Source organism: Paenibacillus sp. P13VS (genome assembly GCF_015143645.1).
In the GTDB taxonomy this organism is placed as follows: domain Bacteria; phylum Bacillota; class Bacilli; order Paenibacillales; family Paenibacillaceae; genus Paenibacillus; species Paenibacillus xylanilyticus_A.
In genome coordinates this window covers 239,542-260,749 of the sequence record NZ_WYEV01000006.1, presented here as the reverse complement: position 1 = coordinate 260,749, position 21,208 = coordinate 239,542, and the positions used below count along the sequence as shown (strand labels likewise).

The 21,208-nt window shown below is 38.3% G+C and carries 23 protein-coding genes; 21 read left to right on the top strand and 2 right to left on the bottom strand.

What is annotated here, in order from left to right; translation table 11 throughout:
- Positions 1 to 40: 40 nt before the first annotated feature.
- The 5 genes from GUA98_RS17410 to GUA98_RS30305 all read left to right on the top strand — a co-directional run bounded on the left by GUA98_RS17410 (position 41) and on the right by GUA98_RS30305 (position 5,372).
- Entirely contained in the window at positions 41 to 1,006 is a 966-nt protein-coding gene (locus tag GUA98_RS17410) for a ComEC/Rec2 family competence protein (protein WP_193723909.1), read from the top strand.
- A 511-nt stretch (positions 1,007 to 1,517) separates the two neighbouring features.
- Positions 1,518 to 1,898, top strand: coding sequence for a YkvA family protein (locus GUA98_RS17405; RefSeq protein WP_193723908.1), 381 nt, complete (start codon positions 1,518 to 1,520; stop codon positions 1,896 to 1,898).
- Positions 1,899 to 2,527: 629 nt separating this feature from the next.
- On the top strand, positions 2,528 to 4,126 hold the full coding sequence (locus tag GUA98_RS17400; protein WP_193723907.1) for a J domain-containing protein: 1,599 nt from the start codon (positions 2,528 to 2,530) through the stop codon (positions 4,124 to 4,126).
- Between the two features lie 164 nt (positions 4,127 to 4,290).
- Positions 4,291 to 4,881 carry a hypothetical protein gene (locus GUA98_RS17395; RefSeq protein ID WP_193723906.1) on the top strand — a complete coding sequence of 197 codons (591 nt, stop codon included), beginning with the start codon at positions 4,291 to 4,293 and terminating at the stop codon, positions 4,879 to 4,881.
- Positions 4,882 to 5,081: 200 nt separating this feature from the next.
- Positions 5,082 to 5,372, top strand: coding sequence for an HTH domain-containing protein (locus GUA98_RS30305; protein ID WP_415753038.1), 291 nt, complete (start codon positions 5,082 to 5,084; stop codon positions 5,370 to 5,372).
- A gap of 327 nt (positions 5,373 to 5,699) precedes the next feature.
- Here GUA98_RS30305 and GUA98_RS17390 read toward each other — a convergent pair whose 3' ends face one another.
- Positions 5,700 to 6,302, bottom strand: a complete 603-nt coding sequence (locus GUA98_RS17390) for a hypothetical protein (RefSeq protein ID WP_193723905.1) — start codon at positions 6,300 to 6,302, stop codon at positions 5,700 to 5,702.
- A gap of 338 nt (positions 6,303 to 6,640) precedes the next feature.
- Between GUA98_RS17390 and GUA98_RS17385 the strand changes: the two genes are divergently transcribed.
- From GUA98_RS17385 to GUA98_RS17340, 10 genes are all read left to right on the top strand, one after another.
- On the top strand, positions 6,641 to 7,201 hold the full coding sequence (locus GUA98_RS17385) for a hypothetical protein (RefSeq protein ID WP_193723904.1): 561 nt from the start codon (positions 6,641 to 6,643) through the stop codon (positions 7,199 to 7,201).
- 217 nt (positions 7,202 to 7,418) lie between these two features.
- A complete protein-coding gene (locus GUA98_RS17380; RefSeq protein ID WP_193723903.1) occupies positions 7,419 to 8,180 on the top strand; it encodes an AAA family ATPase in 762 nt (253 codons plus the stop codon).
- 284 nt (positions 8,181 to 8,464) lie between these two features.
- Positions 8,465 to 8,956, top strand: a complete 492-nt coding sequence (locus tag GUA98_RS17375; RefSeq protein WP_193723902.1) for a hypothetical protein — start codon at positions 8,465 to 8,467, stop codon at positions 8,954 to 8,956.
- Positions 8,957 to 9,079: 123 nt separating this feature from the next.
- Positions 9,080 to 9,433, top strand: a complete 354-nt coding sequence (locus GUA98_RS17370) for a hypothetical protein (RefSeq protein ID WP_193723901.1) — start codon at positions 9,080 to 9,082, stop codon at positions 9,431 to 9,433.
- A gap of 104 nt (positions 9,434 to 9,537) precedes the next feature.
- Positions 9,538 to 9,744, top strand: a complete 207-nt coding sequence (locus GUA98_RS17365) for a DUF5316 family protein (protein WP_193723900.1) — start codon at positions 9,538 to 9,540, stop codon at positions 9,742 to 9,744.
- A gap of 67 nt (positions 9,745 to 9,811) precedes the next feature.
- Entirely contained in the window at positions 9,812 to 10,246 is a 435-nt protein-coding gene (locus GUA98_RS17360; RefSeq protein ID WP_193723899.1) for a hypothetical protein, read from the top strand.
- Between the two features lie 174 nt (positions 10,247 to 10,420).
- The gene (locus GUA98_RS17355; RefSeq protein WP_227779729.1) at positions 10,421 to 10,582 is read left to right on the top strand and encodes a hypothetical protein; all 162 of its coding nucleotides are present in this window, start codon (positions 10,421 to 10,423) and stop codon (positions 10,580 to 10,582) included.
- 83 nt (positions 10,583 to 10,665) lie between these two features.
- Positions 10,666 to 10,944, top strand: coding sequence for a hypothetical protein (locus GUA98_RS17350; RefSeq protein WP_193723897.1), 279 nt, complete (start codon positions 10,666 to 10,668; stop codon positions 10,942 to 10,944).
- Between the two features lie 121 nt (positions 10,945 to 11,065).
- Positions 11,066 to 11,251: a hypothetical protein gene (locus GUA98_RS17345; RefSeq protein WP_193723896.1), complete on the top strand. Its 186-nt coding sequence runs from the start codon at positions 11,066 to 11,068 to the stop codon at positions 11,249 to 11,251.
- Positions 11,252 to 11,344: 93 nt separating this feature from the next.
- On the top strand, positions 11,345 to 12,199 hold the full coding sequence (locus GUA98_RS17340) for a hypothetical protein (RefSeq protein ID WP_193723895.1): 855 nt from the start codon (positions 11,345 to 11,347) through the stop codon (positions 12,197 to 12,199).
- Between the two features lie 177 nt (positions 12,200 to 12,376).
- Here GUA98_RS17340 and GUA98_RS17335 read toward each other — a convergent pair whose 3' ends face one another.
- Positions 12,377 to 12,781, bottom strand: coding sequence for a hypothetical protein (locus tag GUA98_RS17335; RefSeq protein ID WP_193723894.1), 405 nt, complete (start codon positions 12,779 to 12,781; stop codon positions 12,377 to 12,379).
- A gap of 149 nt (positions 12,782 to 12,930) precedes the next feature.
- Between GUA98_RS17335 and GUA98_RS17330 the strand changes: the two genes are divergently transcribed.
- From GUA98_RS17330 to GUA98_RS17305, 6 genes are all read left to right on the top strand, one after another.
- The gene (locus tag GUA98_RS17330; RefSeq protein WP_193723893.1) at positions 12,931 to 13,119 is read left to right on the top strand and encodes a hypothetical protein; all 189 of its coding nucleotides are present in this window, start codon (positions 12,931 to 12,933) and stop codon (positions 13,117 to 13,119) included.
- A gap of 387 nt (positions 13,120 to 13,506) precedes the next feature.
- Positions 13,507 to 15,264, top strand: a complete 1,758-nt coding sequence (locus GUA98_RS17325) for a TniQ family protein (RefSeq protein WP_193723892.1) — start codon at positions 13,507 to 13,509, stop codon at positions 15,262 to 15,264.
- A gap of 78 nt (positions 15,265 to 15,342) precedes the next feature.
- Positions 15,343 to 16,221 carry a helix-turn-helix domain-containing protein gene (locus tag GUA98_RS17320; RefSeq protein WP_193723891.1) on the top strand — a complete coding sequence of 293 codons (879 nt, stop codon included), beginning with the start codon at positions 15,343 to 15,345 and terminating at the stop codon, positions 16,219 to 16,221.
- Positions 16,222 to 16,410: 189 nt separating this feature from the next.
- Complete coding sequence (locus GUA98_RS17315) at positions 16,411 to 18,006, top strand: TniQ family protein (RefSeq protein WP_193723890.1); 1,596 nt, start codon at positions 16,411 to 16,413, stop codon at positions 18,004 to 18,006.
- A 3-nt stretch (positions 18,007 to 18,009) separates the two neighbouring features.
- Positions 18,010 to 19,965 (top strand): DDE-type integrase/transposase/recombinase, encoded by a 1,956-nt coding sequence (locus GUA98_RS17310; RefSeq protein ID WP_193723889.1) that lies wholly within the window; start codon positions 18,010 to 18,012, stop codon positions 19,963 to 19,965.
- Positions 19,962 to 20,891 carry a TniB family NTP-binding protein gene (locus tag GUA98_RS17305; protein ID WP_193723888.1) on the top strand — a complete coding sequence of 310 codons (930 nt, stop codon included), beginning with the start codon at positions 19,962 to 19,964 and terminating at the stop codon, positions 20,889 to 20,891. The genes GUA98_RS17310 and GUA98_RS17305 overlap by 4 nt, the downstream gene beginning before the upstream one ends.
- Positions 20,892 to 21,208: the final 317 nt, after the last annotated feature.

Below are 21,208 nucleotides of genomic sequence, written 5' to 3'. Positions count from 1 at the left end.
TTTGCGTTCATTTATTTATGGCGGAGGGAGGAATAAGCTAGTGAAGGGTAGACCTTTGGTAGTGTTCACCGTCTGTTGGTTATGCGGCAGCGGGCTGGCATGTGCGTTGACAGGATGGACACTCTTTTGGGGGATGTTAGGTGCTATTGCCTGTTTGCCATTCCTGCTTGGGTGGATTGAGCTGCGCGGGTGGTCCGCGTTGTTGTTAATTGCGTCGCTAATAGGTGGTGCTGTGCACTGGGAGTGGAATGAGGCTCGGAATGTTAGCAGTTTGCCCGAGGTTACTCATATGGCAGTTGAGGAGTTGGACGGGTACGCTGCAACGCTTCATGCAACCTTGGATTCAGACGTTCGGATTGACGGTGACCGGGCAGACTTTCAGATTCTGCTTGCTTCCATAGAACCGCTAGGAGAGGGTCAATCCGGGACAGATTCAGAGGTTTTTCAGCTGCCTGCCAAAAAAGAACGCCTGATGGTACAGGTGCGATTGGCTGCAGAGGAAGAACAGCAGGTGGCGACAGAATGGCGACGAGGGGATGCAATCACGTTGACGGGTTCCCTGGCGCTGCCTGGAGAAGCGAGGAATTTCGGCGGTTTTGATTATCGGAATTATCTAAAGACACAGTACATCCACTGGTTGTTCAAAGTAAAGGGAGCCGGTTCGGTAACAGCCACCTCTCCTGAAGGGTTTGGGCAGTTCAATATACTCCGCTGGAATGACCTGGTCAGAAACCAATTGGGTTCAGCTGTAGACAGACTGTTTCCCGAACCACATGCAGGGTACATGAAAGGGCTTATTATCGGTATGGCAAGTGACATCGATCCCGATACGTATGGTCAGTTTTCACAAATTGGACTTACGCATATACTGGCTATCTCGGGTACACATGTTGCAGTGTATGTGGCGTCGCTATTACTTCTGATGTCGTGGCTGAGGCTAACCCGGGAAACATCACTTACTATCGTCTTATTGTTAATCCCTGCCTATGTTCTGTTATCTGTGTAGGTCACCACACGAAATGATAATAGCTCCACAGTAAATGATAAAAAAAAACAGCGCAAAGCCTTATAAATCAAGGGGTATTCCCACATGAAATGATAAAATGCACATTTGAGAACTAGTGTTCCTGTTTTTAAAAAGTCATTATCACCATTCATTTTGATAAACGCCGAATTTTGGCGTTTTTGCTTCTTATCATTACCTTGGAAATGATAATGGTCAAATAGTCACAAAGATTCTCACAAGCAATGATAAAATATGCACAGGAATTGATAACGAACATTATGAAAAAGCTTGATGCATTAGGCTTTTTCTTTATTTAATGATAAACAGCTATCTGAATTCTCTTATTTATTGAAAAACAGCTGTTCCATAAAACAATATTTAAAACTGATCATTCATGAAAATAAGTTCTGTAAGCAGGAGACAAATCTAATGATGTAGAACTTTATTAAGCATCATGTCAATTCTCAAAAAAGTGATGTGAAATTTCAAGTTCAAAAGGAAGTGAACTAAATTGGCTAGTGCTAGTGATCAGTATTCAGAAGATTCATTTTGGGAAAAGATTAAGAAGTTTGGTAAGAAGGCAGGGAGTAAGGTTGTGTATACTGCGCTCCTTCTCTTCTATTGTCTAACGGATAAGGACGTACCTATATGGGCTAAGGCTGTCATTACGGGAGCGCTAACCTACTTCATCAGTCCTGTAGACGCAATTCCTGACGTTGTTCCTGTTGTAGGGTTCACTGATGACCTAGGTGCATTAGTTGCCGCATTAGGAACTGTAGCGATATACATTGACGCTGATATAAAGGAAAAGGCAAAGACTAAGCTTGTTGAATGGTTTGGTTTGGAAAGTCTTGAAGACCTTGAGGAAATTGATAGCAAAATCGGTTCTTGAGAGGTTACAAAACGTGTTTGACTCAATTGGAGAAGGAACTAAGCCAAGGACATTTGAAAAAAAAATTCTGGTCCTCATTCCAACTACATAGGAGAAATTGAGCCTGGAGAATCGATAAAAAATGGTCATATTTTTAAGCGATAAATGTCGCAAGATGACAATGACATTTTAGATTTGTTAAAGAATATTTCAACAAAAATGGCAGTGTTTACTGTCCTTTGTTGTTGATTATAGTATCTAATACTTTTAAAACAGGCGGTATCAATTGAGGAAACTTAACATTATCATTACGAAAAAATTTTTAGGTGTTTATCATACAGTAGGTATTCTATGTAAAAGCCGTTTATATCAACAGAGAAACATCCTGCCTCTGCTTTGACTATCTTACCCTCAAAGTGACTCTCGTCACTAATTCGTATGTAGATAGGGAACTGATTTAGCTGCGATTATAAAAACAAACCGCACGAAGTCTCCTTCACGGGGAATGCCCTCTATCTCATCAAAAAACCTTATGTATTCTAATAATCAGCTAGGAAATAGTTCACATATTCTACTTAAATGTATAGTAGGTGTAAATTACCTGTACATTTCTTTAATGGTGTAATTGTCATAACTGGAAGAGCCTTATAATGGGAGATGTGATTTTAGTGTTGCCTAAATTTAATGGGATCGAATCTATACCCAAAATAGCCAAGTGGTATTTGAAGAAAAATCAGGCTCTAAACTATAATTTGTGGACTGATCACGAAATAACGGATTCCCTAATTAAGTGGATTGTTGGTATTTTTCGTGACCTTAAACAGGATAGAATTTGGGAATCGTTAAATTTTCTTTTTCATCATCTAACTTTTGTTCTTCTCCCTCAACTTGAGCAGAACAAAAAACAATTGTACAACCAATGTACTTACCATTATGGACAACTGCAAATTTCGAAATTGATTTATGAGTTGAAATATGGAATTAAATTTGAACCCTATGGTGAGCCGGAAGACGTTTTATTTTTGAGCGAATTTACTGATTATTATTCTATAATAGGCGTGGAGCAGACTGCAAAGTCCGATGATATTAAAAAGGCTTACCGTACAAAGGCTAAAAGAGAACACCCCGATGTTGGAGGAAATGAAGAATCATTCAGGTTATTATTACAGGCATACGAAACATTGATTTCTGAGGAACAAAGAGCAATTTACGATATCAAATATCAGTCTTACCAAAATCGGATGTCGGATGATTTTTTTCTAAGTGGACTTGACCTCAACAAACTTACCCATTCAAAACATCCCCTTAAAAGAGCGCGATTTAGAATTCAATTCAAATGGAGGGCTTATTTAACAGTTGTTAGTGCAGGCGTTTTAATTTTGTTATGTTTAAAAATATTTAATTTGAATAGCAACACAAGTTCTCAAACCGATCAATTCGCTGATCAATATGATTTGCAACAACACATTAGCGTTGATGAGTACGTCGAAGATCCCTCTCAAGAAGATGCAACGGTTTTATATGATGATACTGATCCAAACGATTTGTATTCGATAGATACCGAACCTTCAAAGACTGATGATGATTCTTCTGCATCATTAACAGCAACTGAACCGATGATTCAAACTGAAGAGCAATCAGTTACAGACAATGTAGAAACTGTACAATCTAATTCCAATGAAAGTTCTTTTTTTCTTGGTGCTTCTGTCGCTGAGATTCAATCCATCATGGGAACCCCTACTCAAATTATGAATGTTGGTCCTCTAAGTACCTGGTATTATGGCAATTCAACCATTTCGTTTACTGATGAACAAGTAACTGGCTGGGATGATAGAGACAGTAATCTGAAGCTAGAGCAATCACCTCCTACCGAGGGAGGTAACTTTTTCTTAAAAGCTACCCTTGATGATGTTAAATCAGTGATGGGCACTCCAACCCAAGTTATGAATGTCGGTCCGTTAAGTACGTGGTATTACGGTAATTCAACCATTTCATTTACTGATGAACAAGTGACTGGTTGGAACAATAGAAGCAATAATCTGAATTTAGAACAAATTCCTCTTTCTGAAGGGAGCATTTTATTAGGTGCATCATTAGATGAAGTTAAATCGGTCATGGGCACTCCAACCCAAGTTATGAATGTGGGTCCGTTAAGTACGTGGTATTACGGTAATTCAACCATTTCACTTACAAATGAAAAAGTTACGGGTTGGAACGACAGAGATAATAATCTAAACTTGAATCCTTGAATAAAAAAATTCTGTAATAGTTCATTGTCAACAGGCATTGTAGGACAAGGTTTCGTGTGAAAGTTGTTGTTTGGTTCTGTTGGACGCTAGATCCCAATAACTAGTAAGCGATATTCACAATTATCTTGTTTTTCACTCGTCAGACTGTGAGGGGAATTATCAATATGGATAAGAAGAATAAAGTGCCTCAAATAGTGATCGTCCTAATTTTAGCTCTTTTCGTCGGATACGGCATTTCTGCAAATAAAGAAGATACATCTTCTAATGTATCAAACGCGACTTCAGTGAAGCCATTTAAGTTTGCCGCCAGTGCTATGAAGAAATCATTGGAAGATGGCGGTTATGAAGTTCGCATTGAGCGTTTAAAAACGCTTGATGCGTATGTTGGAACCTATCAACAAGACAAGCTTGAAGTTCGATTCGATATTTACCATACTCGCGATAATGATCAAATTGATTGGGTAGAAGTCCTTGTCGATGCATCAGGGTATATCGATCTAAACAATCTTGACGCACCGACTAACCCAAAAGTAGTTGAAGCAACGACAAAAGCAGCTGCGCAAGTTTATAAGTTCCCTTTCTTTAGTAAGAACTCAGAAGAGTTTAAAACCTTGACTGCATGGGTGGATTCGAATGTTTCAAAAGCAACGAAGAAAGGCAAAATTATTGAAACGAAGATAGGGGACTTATATTTCACGATGTACGGACAACCATATATGCGCTTTTTAGAAATTACAACAAAACCGAAAGAATAAAATAGGATGAGAACTTGGAACTTAAGTTAAAAATAATTTAGATTTGGGAGGTAGTTGTGTTGCTTATCATAAATTCAAGTAATTCAGATGGTGAGCCATTTAATAAGTTCTTAGAAAAGGTAATGGCTTCTTACAAACTCTCAACGCAAACCTTAAGTAAAATGTCTAATTTTAGTGAGGATATGATTTAGGTTTATTAGATGACACTAGATATAACGAATTATTCCCAAAGTGTGATTTCAGAATTTCAGCAATTCATAGTGCTGTTATCCGTAGGTTTTGATAGCGTAGGGTCTAATGAAAGAGTCAGGGGAGTAATAGACCATTTTATTCAAGAATTGAATTTTTCTGTGGATTCCCTGGCTCTTTTTTCAAAATTAGAAACACAAGATGTTCACCATTTCCTCGAGAATCCAGAAACTCTCTCATTTGAGAAACGTTATAATTTAGCGACCACCACGTTATTTCTTCATTATGTATGTAAACCCTAAATACAATTAAGCGATAGAGGACATACTCCACTATCGCTTAATTTAGTTCATTCAGGGGTTTGATGTATGAAGTTTTTGCATCATTTATACTCACAACAGTCTAATGGGTGCGTTGATCAATGTTGCACTTGTTTTATTTGATCCTGATGGAAAAGCGATTTCAACAGTTATCATAGCTCCCAATGGATCAGACATTAATACTGGGGGATTTACGAAAAGTGGGTACTACTCCATTGGTTTAGGCACTGGTGGAACGAACCAAACATGTAGTAGTGCTCAAAGAGGTGGATATATTTTGTCATTTGTAAATATCTTCAAAAATTTGATTCAGTGATTGACAGTTCTTTTCTTGAAATAACTATCCCCTCTGAATGGGGTTAATGATTGTCCGATCTTAACCATATACTCTATTGCTTTATCTTTACTGATAACACTGATTGGATTAACATTATTGATTGATTTTACATTCTTTTTTTCAATAAGAATCATGTAATTTCTACCTTCCTCATCAAAATTCAATGAATAAAGGAAATTGTTTTCTTTATACTCAGCCTTTGTTGTATCATTTATGGTGATTGTCCTACGTTTGCTTAAATCTGACCGTTCTATTTTTGGATTAACGTGAATTCGAACTTTCAGATCTCCACCTACGTATTCCGTTGTTAGAACATCACCAACACCAAGAATGCGTATACTTTCCAGATACGATTCACTGGGTAACCATTTTGGTATTAATACAGGATTTGAGAATGTTAAATTTTGATATTCTTTAACTGCTTTATTTAGAGAATCAAAATACGTAATCGGATAGTGACCATCCTTATCAACTTTAGGTAATACAGCTTCAGAATAAGCGCTAATGGAAGGGATTATTCCTGTTATTCCAAGCCCAATAAATACTATTAAGCACTTCATCATTATACTTTTCATAGATACTCTCCTTGAAACTACTCAAACCTTTTTGTGAGTTATTTATCTGCATTTCTCCACATTTTTATTCATAGCGTTAAAAAAGAATTGAGTATCTGATAGGCGATCCGGAGGTAATGCCACCGGCTCACGTCTCCACAAGTATCACTATTAAGAAGTCAATTAAAGCAAGAGATGAGCCGATTTTGAATGCCATATGGTGCTACGTGTTCGGGATTAAACCAACAGCTTCAATTGGTTGGGGCAGTCCAAAAAAAAGTTAGTGCCCAATTCGCAAAGGTATGGAGAGTCTAATGTTCGCTTGGATGAGAGAAATTACATTTGAAAGGAGTTTGTACTTGGAAAAAATCATGATAAATCCGCTTGTCGACATCGGTCCTTTTCGGCTGGGCATGTGCAGGGAAGAAGTCGAGCAGACTTTTCTGAGTCTGGACCATTGGAGAGCTAATGATGGCAATTCGGATAATCCTAGCTATATCGAAATGTTATTTATGCGCGAACATTTCGAATATGATTCTAATGACAGAGTGAAGTTTATTCAGCTGATAAACCCGAATTATTCGGGACGATTCCACATTCCCTGCTTGTTTCAAGCCGTCGACGTTTTCACGACAAAGGTAGAGAATCTGATTCACACACTTAGTAAAGAGTATCCAATAGCAGGAGATGCCGACCCAAGAACTGGATGTTCTTTTGTAATTCCTGAACTTGAACTGAGCTTCTGGCGGGAAGGCATAATGAATGATGAAATCATAAATGATCCAGCTTTTCTGGAGTTGAGCGAGGAAAATCAGGAGCTGGAGGAGAGGTATTTCTATTTTACGACCGTCTCGATTGGAGCACCGGGATATTTTGATTTCATGAAAGTCTACCCAGCAGAATCACTAGACAAGGTTTAAAATGAGAGGTCTGCATTCTATATAAGTTTCCGGCAGAGAAAAGGAATGCTTGAAAGTGGAATTCTATATTTAGTTCATCAGGGCTTAATCCTATAGTATTTCAAAGGTATCTTTGCTCAACTAAAGAGCAGGAGTAAACTTAAGGGCGAGACATGAGTCAGCGTTTGCTAACAAAGGTAACGACATCGATTAAAGGCTTAAAAGGGAGTGAACTATATTGAACATACAGCATCCCTATTTACGACAACTTCAGCTTAAGAGGCAACAAGTACCTGCCTATACTCTTTATCCCTTTGATTTGGCGGTCATTCGTAACCTAAATACTCTTGATTTCCACCCCAAGGTAACCTATATTGTAGGTGAAAATGGGATGGGCAAATCAACACTGATGGAGTCCATTGCTGTCGCATGGGGCTTTAACCCGGAGGGTGGAACGGTCAACTTTTCTTTCTCAACCCAGGCTACTCACTCGAACCTATATGAATATATACAATTGATCAGAGGTCCGCGACGCCCAAGGGATGGCTTCTTCTTTCGGGCAGAAAGTTATTATAATTTAGCCACGACGATCGATGAGTTGGACAGCCAACCTTCATTCGGTCGCCCTATTAAAGATTCGTACGGTGGCAAATCCTTGCATGAGCAATCGCACGGAGAGTCGTTCTTTTCCACTTTTATTCATCGGTTCGGGGAGAATGGATTATATATACTGGATGAGCCTGAGGCTGCATTGTCTCCCCTTCGCCAAATGGCGATGCTGACACGAATCCATGAACTTGTTTTGCAAAACTCCCAATTTATAATTGCGACCCATTCCCCGATTCTTATGGCATATCCAGATTCAATTATTTACAATCTAACGCCAGATGGTATCGAGGTACAAGTATTGGAAGAAACCGACCACTTTATTATTATGAAAGAGTTTGTGAATAACAAGGATAGAATGCTCAGAGAGTTGTTCGAAGAAGCTCAAGATTAAGCTAACGGGAAACGATAGCTCAATAAAACCAACAAAGCAGCTGACCAACGTAATCGGCTGCTTTTGTTCAACTAACGGCAGGTTAGTATAATAGATTTCTTAACAGAATGAAGGACAAGAAAAGGGTCCTGTTATTAACGAAGTGAATTACGTGCCTTTCTCGTTGGTTGCTGGATTAAAGTATTTATTAAGCTAAAGGGCAGGTTAACGCAACTTTCTATTATCTGGTTCGTATGTAATATTTATCAGTGTAATCCGAACTCATCAAATGAGAGGGGATTTATATGAAGCTAAAGCAAATTACATATCTCTTAATCTTAATGATCATTATAACTGGTTGCTCTAAGGAGCCTAATCTGATTTACACAGCACCAACCAACGAACAGATTGTGGAATATATCTCAGAGAATGAAGTAGCTGCTCTAGATACCATATGGATAGAGGGCAGTGCTATTATTTTGATGAAAAATTCATTGATTACCCTGTATTCGGATCAGCATGGAAAGCTACATGATCATAATCTATCTTGGGGATCAAATAATCTAGATGTAATAACCATTGGCGATGGAGCGCCATATATTGCAATCGTTATACCTAATGATCTATTGGATAAAGGATCCAAAAGTATTACCTTAAAATATTCGGATGGCACTGTTAAATCAAGGGAAATCAATGACAAAAAAGGCTTGTTAGTATCAAGTATTGGTCACGCAAGAGTACAAGATATTTCAATTAGTAATTCCTTAGGTGAAGAAATATACAATGAATCTAGATAAAAAAGATCAGATTTGAAACAAACACGATTTAAGCTAAGGAAACAACAGCTCATCGAAAGACGACAGATTAAAGAATTTATGTGCTAAATGGACAGCTAAAACTACATCAAAAGAGTTGATTTAATGTTCACGATTACTGTAGAAACTACTCAAGATCGAAAAAACCAGTTACTTGAATGGGTAGCTTCATATGAGGACGCGACAGGCGAACACGAGAAGGGGCTTCTGACAGGGTTAAGATGGATGATAGAGAAAATTGGAGCTAAGGAACATCTATATTCTGAAGTGGCAGAAACATTTTCAATCTTGATCAATCAAGATTTTATTAACGAATGTAGTCAGAAATTTGAAGAGAATTGGACAGAAGAGGTATGGAATAGTGGTTTCGCGTTATCTATTATTGCGGTTTTGGATTTATTTAATATTCAAGTTTTGGAATTTCCAACTCCTAAAAGAACTAATAAGCCGTTCAACTAACGGGCAGGTTAACGTAAATAGGACTTCGCTTCTTCGCATGCAACCTTTTCCTATAATATACGGGGGTTTATTAAGAACTTGGGTAATGGGAAGGAAGATGAAATATGAATTTTTTTATTTATCTAGGGATCATTCTCATTTTTGTTTCTGGAGTTTGTATTGGAGCATGGACGACTGGTAACCAACAAAGAGGTAATTTTTATTCAGAGTCTAATGAAGACCGTAAAATAAAGAAGAAAGTTGCTACATGGTCTGCTTTAGCTGGTGTATGCTCGTTTGCAGTTGCTGGATTGATTTATTTGTTAAACTAACGTGCAGGGTAGTTTACAAATAAGTCGAAGAGTTAAGAGGGATTAACCTTGCTTAAGGAGGAGAGATATGACGTTGAATTATAAAAACGTTGTCTACGAAATGCGTAGGCTATTGCCGGTATTAAATACTCTATACATAAAAGAGCTAAATGAACTATGGGAGGAAAATGGAACGATTCCGCCTCACGTTGCATTTGGCAATATACTGAATCCGTATTTAATCAACTTACTCCAAATTAACCATGAATTAACCGACAGTGAAGATAAATTACTTGTTATAATTTTTGGATTTATTGAAAAAATGGCTTTAAGTAATGATGTTGATGTTCGAAATGTTGTAAGTACAACAGTTATGGCTCGGCTAGGCGATGATACAACAGTTTTGACTAACGCCTTGAAATATCTAGGGGAACAAACAAAAGTATTGTCTAAAGAAATTGAGGCGAGTTATGGAAGAAGTGGTAATCTAAAGATTTTAGATTCAACTAACGGGAAACGGTAGCTCAATAAAACATAGAAAGCAGCCGATCAACTTGATCGGCTGTTTTATTCAACTAACGGGACCGTTTGTTTTTCTTTACCTCTGTGGACGACGGAAGAAAACGGGAAACGTTAACCCCATAAAACAAAGAAAATAGCCAATCCATTGTGGGAGGAGAACACATTGCATAATATAATGAATAAGAGACAATTTATCGAGATGACAGCTAACGATAAACGTTCTGTAGTATTTAAGGTTAATAATCAAGATGAATTTTTCCGTGGTATTTCTAAAGAAATAAATGAGGGCTACCTATTTGTTGAAACAGAAGAAGGTATAACTTTAAATTTAAAATAGATGACATTATTGAGATTTATGCTATTAAGTCTTCATCCCCTGAACACATTGCTATACAATCACCCAATTTGGTGAAAGGTAGCATGGATGACCTTGAAAACCTTGTACTCCAGTTTGAAAGTTTAAATGACGATGTACGAAAGCAAATTACCTCTTCTTTATCAAAAGTGCTTAGTAAGCAAGTTATCATTTCGAAAATGGATATCACTTCTTACAATTTATCTGAAATTGAAATGATTTTTAACACGATAAATGGATATATACTCACTATTAAAACACTGGATGTTCGTTCCGATTTACTCGAATCATACAACAATATGGATTTACCTCAAAAGACTTGTTTTGGGAAAGGAGAGGGCTAGATCACCATAGAGAACAACACGACTATACTCCTGCTACTATTATTAATTTTTCGGAAAAAAATCTTTCAATATTTTATTGTGCAAGAACGATAATTGAAGTGTTCATTGGAGGATGGAGCAAATGAAACGTGTTAAAATTACCCTGTTTGGATTTCTTGCCATTATCTTTGTTTTATTATTGGGGATTAAGTTTATAGGGTTTCCGGTCCCCATAGTTATTGAGCATTCAAATATCCCCATAGAGAACGAAATAAAGTATCATGAAGAAGGAAACTCGAAGGCTCAAATAATCTGGTGGGGTGAATAGCCGATATATCCAGAACAAGTAGCAGCTAGATACTGCTACTGTTTCAACTTATGTGATAAGATATTTTTAGGATTTTAATAGGGGGATATACATATGAAAGAAATTTCTTCAAAAAAGTGGCTGGTTATACTACTGACATTGGGAATGGTATTTGCAATCTCGGCTTGTGGTTCTAAAGAAGAGCAACCAGCGGAACCTAAAGAAGAAGTGAAAGCAGAAGAGCCTAAAAAAGCAGATGGTTATAAGGTGGACGACGTTTTTACTTGGTTAAAAGACTCAGGGTTAGTTGCAAGTGAAGCTGAAGATGTAACAGCAAAATATGAAGGTTCAGAAGGCTTAGTGAAGGCGTTGAAAACAGATGAAGTCGATATCATGGAATTCGAGAAAAATGAAAATGCAGCAAAATATCATAACCCTGGACTGAATTCGTACGCAGTAAAAAATATCTATATTCTTATCAAAAAAGGACAAGATAACGCTGAGAACTTCCTGAAAGTTTTAGAATCAGGTAAAGCATTAACAGGACAAACATCTTACGCTTCCGACGAACAGAAGAACGTGGCTGATTTGATGGAAAGTGGTGCTGATTTCATGCCGGTAGTCGAAGCGTACTTTTCTTTACCGAAAGACCAAAAATCATCAACTTGGGATACCTATATGGTGAAAAAAATCGTAAACTGGTCCGGAACTATTGCTGATTTAGAAACTATCGAAGACAGTATAGTTGTATACGGCGGCGATAATTATAACGGTGAAGATTGGACAACTATCAGTACTGAAAAGGTGGATATGATGCCTTATACATTTATTGTTGAACTTAAGGATAAAACAACAAAAAGTGGCTTAAAAAAGGGCGATAAATTGAGCCTGGAAGCATCTCTTAATTCCCGTGGTGATAAAGAATTGAAATATAATTGGAAGCTGTATGACGGTGAAATAGTAAACTGAGAAGTGCTAAAAAAAGTGATGCTGTGATGTCAGCATCACTTTTTTATTTGTTAGTCTACTCAATCATCTATTTCATAGTAGTTATAGAAGCCTTCATAGAAGCAATCGTTGCTTAGGAACGTTGTCTTGATATCAGTTTAATATAAAGGCTGATCTTCTATAATTGAAGAGATGCAATCAATTCATCGAATCAAGGAACTCATTTTGAATCCACGGCTCGATCTCCCTTGGACTCTTAAATAGCTTTTTGGGCATATCGTTCACGAGTAAATAAAATTCATAATCTAAATCATTGATTTTTATATCTATGACTGTTTCACCAATCGACAATCTTATCTGGAACCGGTGTAGTCTTTGATAATCAAAATCATGTTTCCTTGCCCAGGTATTTAAGTGTAAGAAATACGATTCTGCTACTTCCATTGACTCTGACCCAAGTTCGGCTAGGTGAGTGCAGAATGATTCAAATATAGTATCATCGCCATGATTTTTCCACCATAAGAGATTAAGGCGGACAAGCTCTTTAATAATTTTGCTGTTATCCTTTTTCTTTGTTTTGGTTGGTTCTAATTCAAAATTCATTTAACTTGCTCCTTCTAAGTGTCAGATGATATCATGTTATTTTATATATAATGTTAGTATGTACCATTTCTTTAACTTATATTTCAATTTACATCTTTATACTACGAAGTGGTGTAGTACACTTACAAAAATACCAGGGGGTATTGTGCGTGGAACTTCTATTTAAAGCTTCACATTTTGAAAAAGCCATCCAACAAAAATGGCATATTATCGTCTATCAGCAAGATGAGATCTTAGATGAAGGGGGGATCATTGAACGTCAGACATTAGAAACTGTTGTTATTGGAGGAAATCACTATATTAAAAAGAGTTGTCAGTTTATAGTTAGTAGCAGTTAATACATATTGTGAATCAAAAGGAGATTCAGGTGAGCATAAGAACGCTGTAATACCCTTGAGAACAGAAAAGAGCCGCAACCGCGGCTCAAATGATTTAGGAGTAATGGTTTAATTATGCTCAGCAGCGGCAATACGGACTTCCGTTATCATTACCATGGTAATGATAACGGTCGTTTACAACAAATACTCTCACACTTAAAGATAAAATTTACAGAGATAAAGATAACGGACACCGAAAAAAAGCCTGAGAATTCAGGCTTTTTTCTTATTTAATGATAAACATCGAAAGGGATTTGCTTAAGTCTTGAAAAACAGCATCTGTGATAAAAAACGCTCTGTTTTCATATAATAGCTCTCATTAACTCGAAAAAGAGAGGTAGATATGAAATGAATACTGTATTGAGCATTGAGAAGAATGAAAGTTTGGTAAGTTACGTATTGCGTTTAATTTACGCGAATGGTTATACAAACATCAGAAGTTTCGCGAAGGACTGGAATACGAATAGTTCGGATATTCGAAATAATCTTTTCAACAGAAAGGCACTGGAAGCAATAGAAACTTGGTCAGACATCCCCATTCAAGCATTAGAACGCCACTCCCATAACAAGTGGGTAAGAGAGGCAGGGCGGAGTATAGTGGCAACAATTTTAATGCGGAATTCGGTTAAATACTGTGCTTCTTGTGTTAACCAACGTGGACTTTATCATCAAAGCCTTTGGAGTTATGAAACGGTAACAATTTGTCTTGAGCATAATGAGCTACTGCTTGATTATTGTTATCGTTGTAAAAAGAAGATTATGATGGATCATTTTATAATGGGTGTCTGTCCTCAGTGTGAAGGGATATTTTCATATGCTAGCGGTCCAACGATTTTAGATCCGCTAAGCTTGCAGGCGCAGGAATGGTTTCAATCCATGATAATCTCTGGAAATGCGGGATCCGATAAATTGCCACTTTTAAAAGGAATCAAGTTGAATGACTATCTTACTTTAGCTAATCGACTGAGTCATTTATTACAAGGAAGTCCCAGTGTTGTTGACGACAGCTATGTTTTAAATGTATTTAAAAATATAAAAAAGTATCAGTCTAACAATAAGAGTTCGTATCATTTTCACACGAATGTCTATCAATTGATGGATGCATTCCCTGCTAACTTCAAAGATACAATGGAACGCATAAGTGATCTATCACCTAGAAAAAGAAACCCAAAAATGAAGGCATGTCTTCAACTTCAGTACGATCCGGGACTAAAACAAGTTTTCAAGCATATAGCTCCTCTGTTATACGTCCCTTCTCTGAGTATCCATAAACCCTCTAATTCACAGAAGGTGCCAAAAAAATTACAGAAGTTTTCCCGTAAAACATCCAAAGTAGCCTGTGCAGCTAATGATTATATCATCATGGATCATGAAGTCCCGGCAGAAGGGTTTATACGCCGGACAGAGGCAGCGAATAGATTAGGGATAAGTGACAAAGTTCAGCTCAATGAGTTTATCAACAACAAGTTATTAACCCTCTACAAGTTCAAGAAAAGCCAATATTATATCAGTGAAATTGAGTTTGAAACTTTTCTTAGGAGAGTTCGAGGAGTGTATCAGGCTGAGAAACAAGGAAGAACCTTGTATGAATTTTTAAAGCAATTTAGGTCATATAAATTAAAACTTGTGGAACTCGTAGAAATGATTCTGCAAGGAAAAATTAAGCCAATGTGCTCGTTAAAGGATGGAAAGTTAACGGATGCAACCTTCTCTAATGAAGAATTACTGGCTTGCCGCAAGCTTCTGATCCATCGGAGACGGGAACAAAAAGGATATACAAAAAAACAAGTGGAGCAATTGTTAAAAGTCGATTATGCTACCCTGCTAGGTCTGGAACGCTTAGGTATACTTCAGCCGAAAGAGGAATTGTTTTATACATCTGGAAAGCGAAGAATATCGTATTATGATCCCGACTGTATAGAACGTATACTGCAGCGCTATCTGACCATTAATCAAACAAGCTCTTTGTATGGTATATCCAAAACACTCATTCAAAAGTGGTTCAAAGAGGGAAAACTACATGATAGTTTTCTGGGATTGACCAAGAATTACATTGTAGATCGGCAAGAAATTGAACATCTTCTTGAAATGAGGGATCTCTGTTAAGAGGTCCTTTTTTGTTTTATAATTTGAAGTGGTTGTAGTTATTTTTTTTCTCCACACTTAGAATAGGAGTGAGATCTGATGATACAAAAAGGCGAAGGCGTAATTCTTTCATCCACCGAATTTAGAGCGTTGCTCGATAAAGTAAATGGTCAGTTGTGTATCTCCTTACCCCTATACATCAAGAATGATTTGGATGATGAAGAGGATGACTGGGAATTAAGAGTATTACATATTGAGGGAATGACTTCATCAGATGGAGATTTTTCTGACTACATTAAAGATGAGACAGTAGACTTCTCCCCCGTTTTTTCTTTCGGATCATATCCGGAATTACAGCGGAGTGTCGGAAGAAATTTAAAGGAGCAGCTTGCTGATAAGGGAATAACGCAGAAAGAAGCAGCAGAAAGGCTTGGGATCTCAGATTCAGCGATGTCTCAGATTATCAATGGACAAGTTTCTCTTAATATAGAGAGCTTATTAATGATTCAAGCAAAATTGAATATTACACTTGAGGATATCACCGAAAACATCAAGTGGGATATGGATGGTTTTGCGGCTTCTAATCCATTGTCAGTGCCAGCGGAGCAATCTAAATTGATGGATTGGTCACCGTTTAGAAAAATTATGAATGATCTCCTAAAACAATATTCGGAAACAGAACTCAAAAGTTTACTCCGTAAGCTAGCTAAGTTATCAGATAAGATCGACAAAGATTATATTTCAAACCCAATCAAAGAATTAGACACACTTGTAAAACAAGATGCCCTCCACCAGGAAGACCACGATAAGGGATTTAAGGTCGATGATTCATTACTGGAATCGTATCAGCATATCATTGAACAACTTCGAAAAGCACTCACTAGTTATCCTGCAGGTATACAAACGACACTGAATGATATTTCAGTGTATCTGGATTTCATCATCCACCGGAATAAAAATCATAAACAAGCAGATTAAGAGATGCTTAACTGAAAACACCTAAAGGCGCTGTTGTAGCGCCTTTTTTTTGTGATGTTATAAAAATAAAAAAATTCAAAAGTCGAAAAAGTTGGTTTCAAAATTATGATTAACGTGTGGAAAGCAACAAGGTTTGTCATCATGTTTAGTCATAATTTTCTTTACTCTGAATATAGTAGGAGGGTTACGATGTTGCTACAATTTTTACCCATTGCGTATACGGACGAAAGTTTTATGAGTTTGGCATTGCGTATGGCAAAAGAGAATGGTCATCAGACGCTACAAACACTCATTAATAGAGGGGAGAGATGGTTTGATTACCGTGCGAACTTTAATTATTTCAAAGAAAAAACACTTTGGAATCAGCCGCTTGTCCAGTTGTTACAAAAGCACGGGTATTCGAATTTAGAGAGGCATATGCTGAATCAATTTGATGCAGTCTTATTCGGAGGAGTTTCTCCGACAATACGTCACTTCGTGCAACATTACCATCAGACAAAAACCAAGTACTGTCCCAGATGTTTAGAGGAAGCTGGGTATCATCGCCTCCGCTGGGATGTGGTTTTGTTCGGCATTTGTTTGAAGCACGAGGTGCAGCTCGTAGAGCGTTGTCCTTGCTGTAACCGGGTTATTCGTTTGGATAATCTCATCGGTAGAGGATGTAATTGCGGGTTTGCTTATGCAGACTTGATAACTACAGAGGCTCCGCCTCCTCGAGTTTTGGCAGCACAAAAGACCATTCAAGATGCTTTAAACGGGAAGCTCAGCTTAGTCCCTATTGAAGGTGGATACACATTATCACCACAACAGTATTTCGAAGGGCTTCACCTGTTCATGAAAATGTTGGACAACATGCCCGTGCACGTGCTCCCGTGTCCTTATCCTAACGTAGACGTCCAGCGTCTAAATTACAATCTGGTCAAAGGAGAAAAAAAGAGCAATCGAATGTTCACGGTTTTATCTACACTTGCGCATGAACTGCTCACTACACCATCCAAGTATTTTAAGGATGTTGTTTATCAAGTGGAGGTTGCAAAAGCAGCACAGCGTACTAGATCCACCACACGAGCCAAGCGAGAGCTCATAGACAAGCTTATTGGTAACGAAAAATTCTATGTACACCGGAAACTTTATCTAGATGTGCATAACGACCACCACAATGAGTTTGTTCGTATGCTTACCGTGACCAAGGAAGAAGAACGAAAATATTGCTCTCTTCTTTACGCTAGGCAAAAAATCCTACACTGTGATGATATTCGTCTGCATCAGTTTAAAGAACTTGGGCTTTTAACTTTTATTGAGAAACGTTTTGGTGAAAAGAAAATTACACTGGTAGAGCGAGCTGCGGTCGAAGCCCTAGCGCAAAAACGGTCACAATTACTCACAACTGGGCAGGTAGGAGAGCGACTTCGTATTTCCTCGAGAATGGTGGTCAAGCTGGCACAGTCGAACCTGTTGATCATGGACCGTGGTCCTGAAAAGGATGGCTTCGGCAGACGAGTATTTATGCCAAAAGCAGTGGAAGATTTGCTAGTAAGTTTGAACGCTGCTTGTTCTTCAATGAAGGACAAGACAAAGAAATGGATGCCACTTGCTCAGCATGACATTACGGCATTGTATTACCATGCAAGTTTTAGTGATGTGGTACAAGCGGTATTGAGTGGTCGAATTCAAGGAGCAAAAACAAGTTCTGTCATAAAGTCATTTGAAGATATTGTTATTTCCTCTTCAGATCTTTCCGATTTTTACAACTTAAAATCAAAGAGCCAAAAGAAAGGAGCATAAAGAATGCAAACAGTGAGTCTCATGAGAGGAACCCGGTTTCAAAAGGAAAATGTCGTCTTTGAAATTCAAAAAGAAACGCTCCCAGGTCAATTTGTTATCAAGAATTTAGCAGAGAATAAGGAAATTACAATGGATCAAAGTGAACTGGTTTCGTTGTACGGAAAAGGAATTATTCGCTTTGAAGTCACCGGTTCTTCGACCCAGCTTATGGAGCTAGGTCTTCGGGAAAATCGGATCATTGATTTTTCAATGCTGCCGGAAGATCACAAAGAGATAGCGCGCACACGGTACCATGCTATCAAGCCTTTTTTATCTGAGTCACGTAAAAACATTCAGCCTAAACTTGAGCAGCGCGTTCAAGAACTGAAATTAGAAGGGGTAGATATTGAGCCTTTAACATTACGAAGATGGCTATATGCTTTTCTAGATAGCGGACAAGATATTACCTCACTTGTTCCTAATACGCTCCAAAAAGGGACAGGCACAAGACTTTCACCAGAGGTGGAGTTGATTATCAATCAATGCATTGATAACGTGTATGCCAAAAGAGAACGTATTACAGCCAAGGATTTACATGCAAAAGTTCTCGTGGAGATCGATAAGAAAAACAGAGTTCGAGAGGAGCGAGATCAGATTGAACTCCCATCATATAACACGATCACTAGACGCATCAAAGATAGAGATCCGTATCAGATCATGGAAAAACGAGAAGGGGAGAAATATGCTTTCGACAAGCTGGGCGGCGTAGCAGTTCTTCATAAGCCTAAAGTGCCCTTTGATGTTCTCGAGATCGACCACACGAAAATGGATCTGTTTGTTGTAGATGACGAAACGGGGCTCCCTTTAGGAAGACCATGGCTTACACTGGCTGTTGATAAGATGACAGGGGCAATTGCAGGGATCTACGTTGCATTTCATTCTCCTTCGTATGTCTCCGTCATGAAATGTTTACTACATGCCATGACACCGAAGACGTATGTAAAAGAGCTGTATCCAGACATAAAAAACGAGTGGGATATGTTTGGGGTTCCTAAAGTGCTACGAATGGACAACGGCAAAGAGTTTCAAAGTCATTCGCTCAAAGATACATGTGCTCAGCTGGGGATTATACCAGACTACTGTCCTCCCCGTAAGCCTTGGTACAAAGGAACGGTGGAGCGCACGTTTCGTACGATCAATCAGCAATTGTTTCATAAAACGCCAGGTACAACATTTTCAAATGTGATGGACAAAAAGGATTACAACCCAGAGAAAAACGCGGTTGTGGGTTACCATACATTCTTAAAGCTTCTTCATCAGTGGGTCATCGATGAGTATCTGCAGCACCCGCACCGTGGTGTGAAAGGTATCCCCAGTGAACTGTGGCAATCAGGCATTGCCCAATGGGGATCACCGCCACTACTATACGCTATCCCTGATTGGCATATTATTTTCGGTAAACTTCGAGAAAACGCCAGCATTCAGCGCACGGGGATTCAGTACAAGCATATGTTCTATAACTCGGTTGAGCTTCAACATCTCAAACTTCAATTACTTAAAAAAGGGGCTGCCCATGTACGATTTAAGTATGACCCGTACGATATGTCAAAAATCTTCGTGTATGACGAACGTGGCAAACAGTATCTGGAGGTACCCAATAATGATCAGGAATACTCCAAAGGTTTAACCGAATTTAGTCATGACTGTATTTTAAAACGGATTCGTCAGGCAAACAGCAAAGCCAATCAGCTTGCCCTCGCTCAAGCTAAGGAGCGTTTTATGGAGGAGATTGAAAAAGAAATGAAGCTGACCAAAGGGGCTCGGGCAGCCGCACACACTCAACTTTCTTCAGCACAAATTATTGAGAAGAAGCAAAAAGAGAGAGTGGGTAAGGAACTGCAAGCTGCCGTGGAGGAGAGAAAGGCGTTTAAAATGCTGGAAGAAGCAGACGATTCCGACTGGGAGGTATTAAGCAAATGAACACAATCGCCGATCTAGACAAACTTAAATTTATTGAGAGTATTCGGGTGCTTCATCCACGCTTTAAAAAGGCACTAGAGGCAATTGAAGAGATCCACCAGGAATCATTGTATTCCGATGCCCCAAGTTCACTTCTTATTCATGGAGATACAGGTAGTGGAAAGACGACGTTACTTAAAACGTATGTTGAAAAACACATGCATGTGAGCAGTGATGTCGTGGAGGGTATTCGCTACTCAACTCAAAATATTCTTCACATGAGCCTTCCGTCCCCAGTCAAGTACACTGTATTAACAGAGCGTTTGCTTCAGGAACTGAAAGATCCCTATCCAAACAAAGGGACTGTTGCTCAGAAGGGGGATCGTTTAATCAAATTGATCCGAAAAAATCGTGTTCAGTTAATTATGCTTGATGAGTTTCAGCACTTCGTAGATCGTGATCGCCGCAAAGTTATGTTAGGTGTGTCGGATTGGTTTAAATCACTTATGGTTCAAACCCAGATACCGGTTGTATTTTTTGGATTAAGTGAAGCAAAGGAAGTCCTTGACCTAAATCCTCAACTCAACCGCAGGGTGATTCGAGAAGAAATTAGACCGTTCAGTTTTGCAACAGAAGGGGATCGTACCGAGTTTCAGCGTCTGATGTTTGAACTAGATAAAAAGATAACAACGGTATTTGAAACGACCTCCAATTTAGCGGATGAAGAGTGCTGTGAACGATTCATGTATGCGACAAATGGAGCTATGCATTCCATCATGTTACTGATTCGTCAAGCTGCTAAAAACGCTCTTTCTCGAGATGCAGAGTGCATCGAGCTAATTGATTTGGCAAGAGCCTACGAACGTATCAGTCACATTAATGATGGTAAAGACTTAAATCCATTCGCGATGAGAGACGTACACTTGCTGAGGAAGCAAGCTGAATAAAACAAGCGCCATTGGCGCTTGTTATTACATATGAAATATAAAAGTATACTAATATTTTTAAAAGTTATTTAATTTAGTCTGAATGTCTAATCACCTGTTAAAGATGCTCCTGCGCTAGCAGTATTAACAGTTTCGTTTTTTAACTTATGCTACGTCTTTTTGTTTATTTAACAATAATTAGCATGAGTAACCAAAACGTTTGTCGTTGTAGTTTAGTATAGTCAGATTTATTTTTTAATAATTGTTAATTCGACAACAGGATTCGACAGCAAACGGTGACGAAAATTAGTATATTTGAACTAAGATAAAAAAGATGC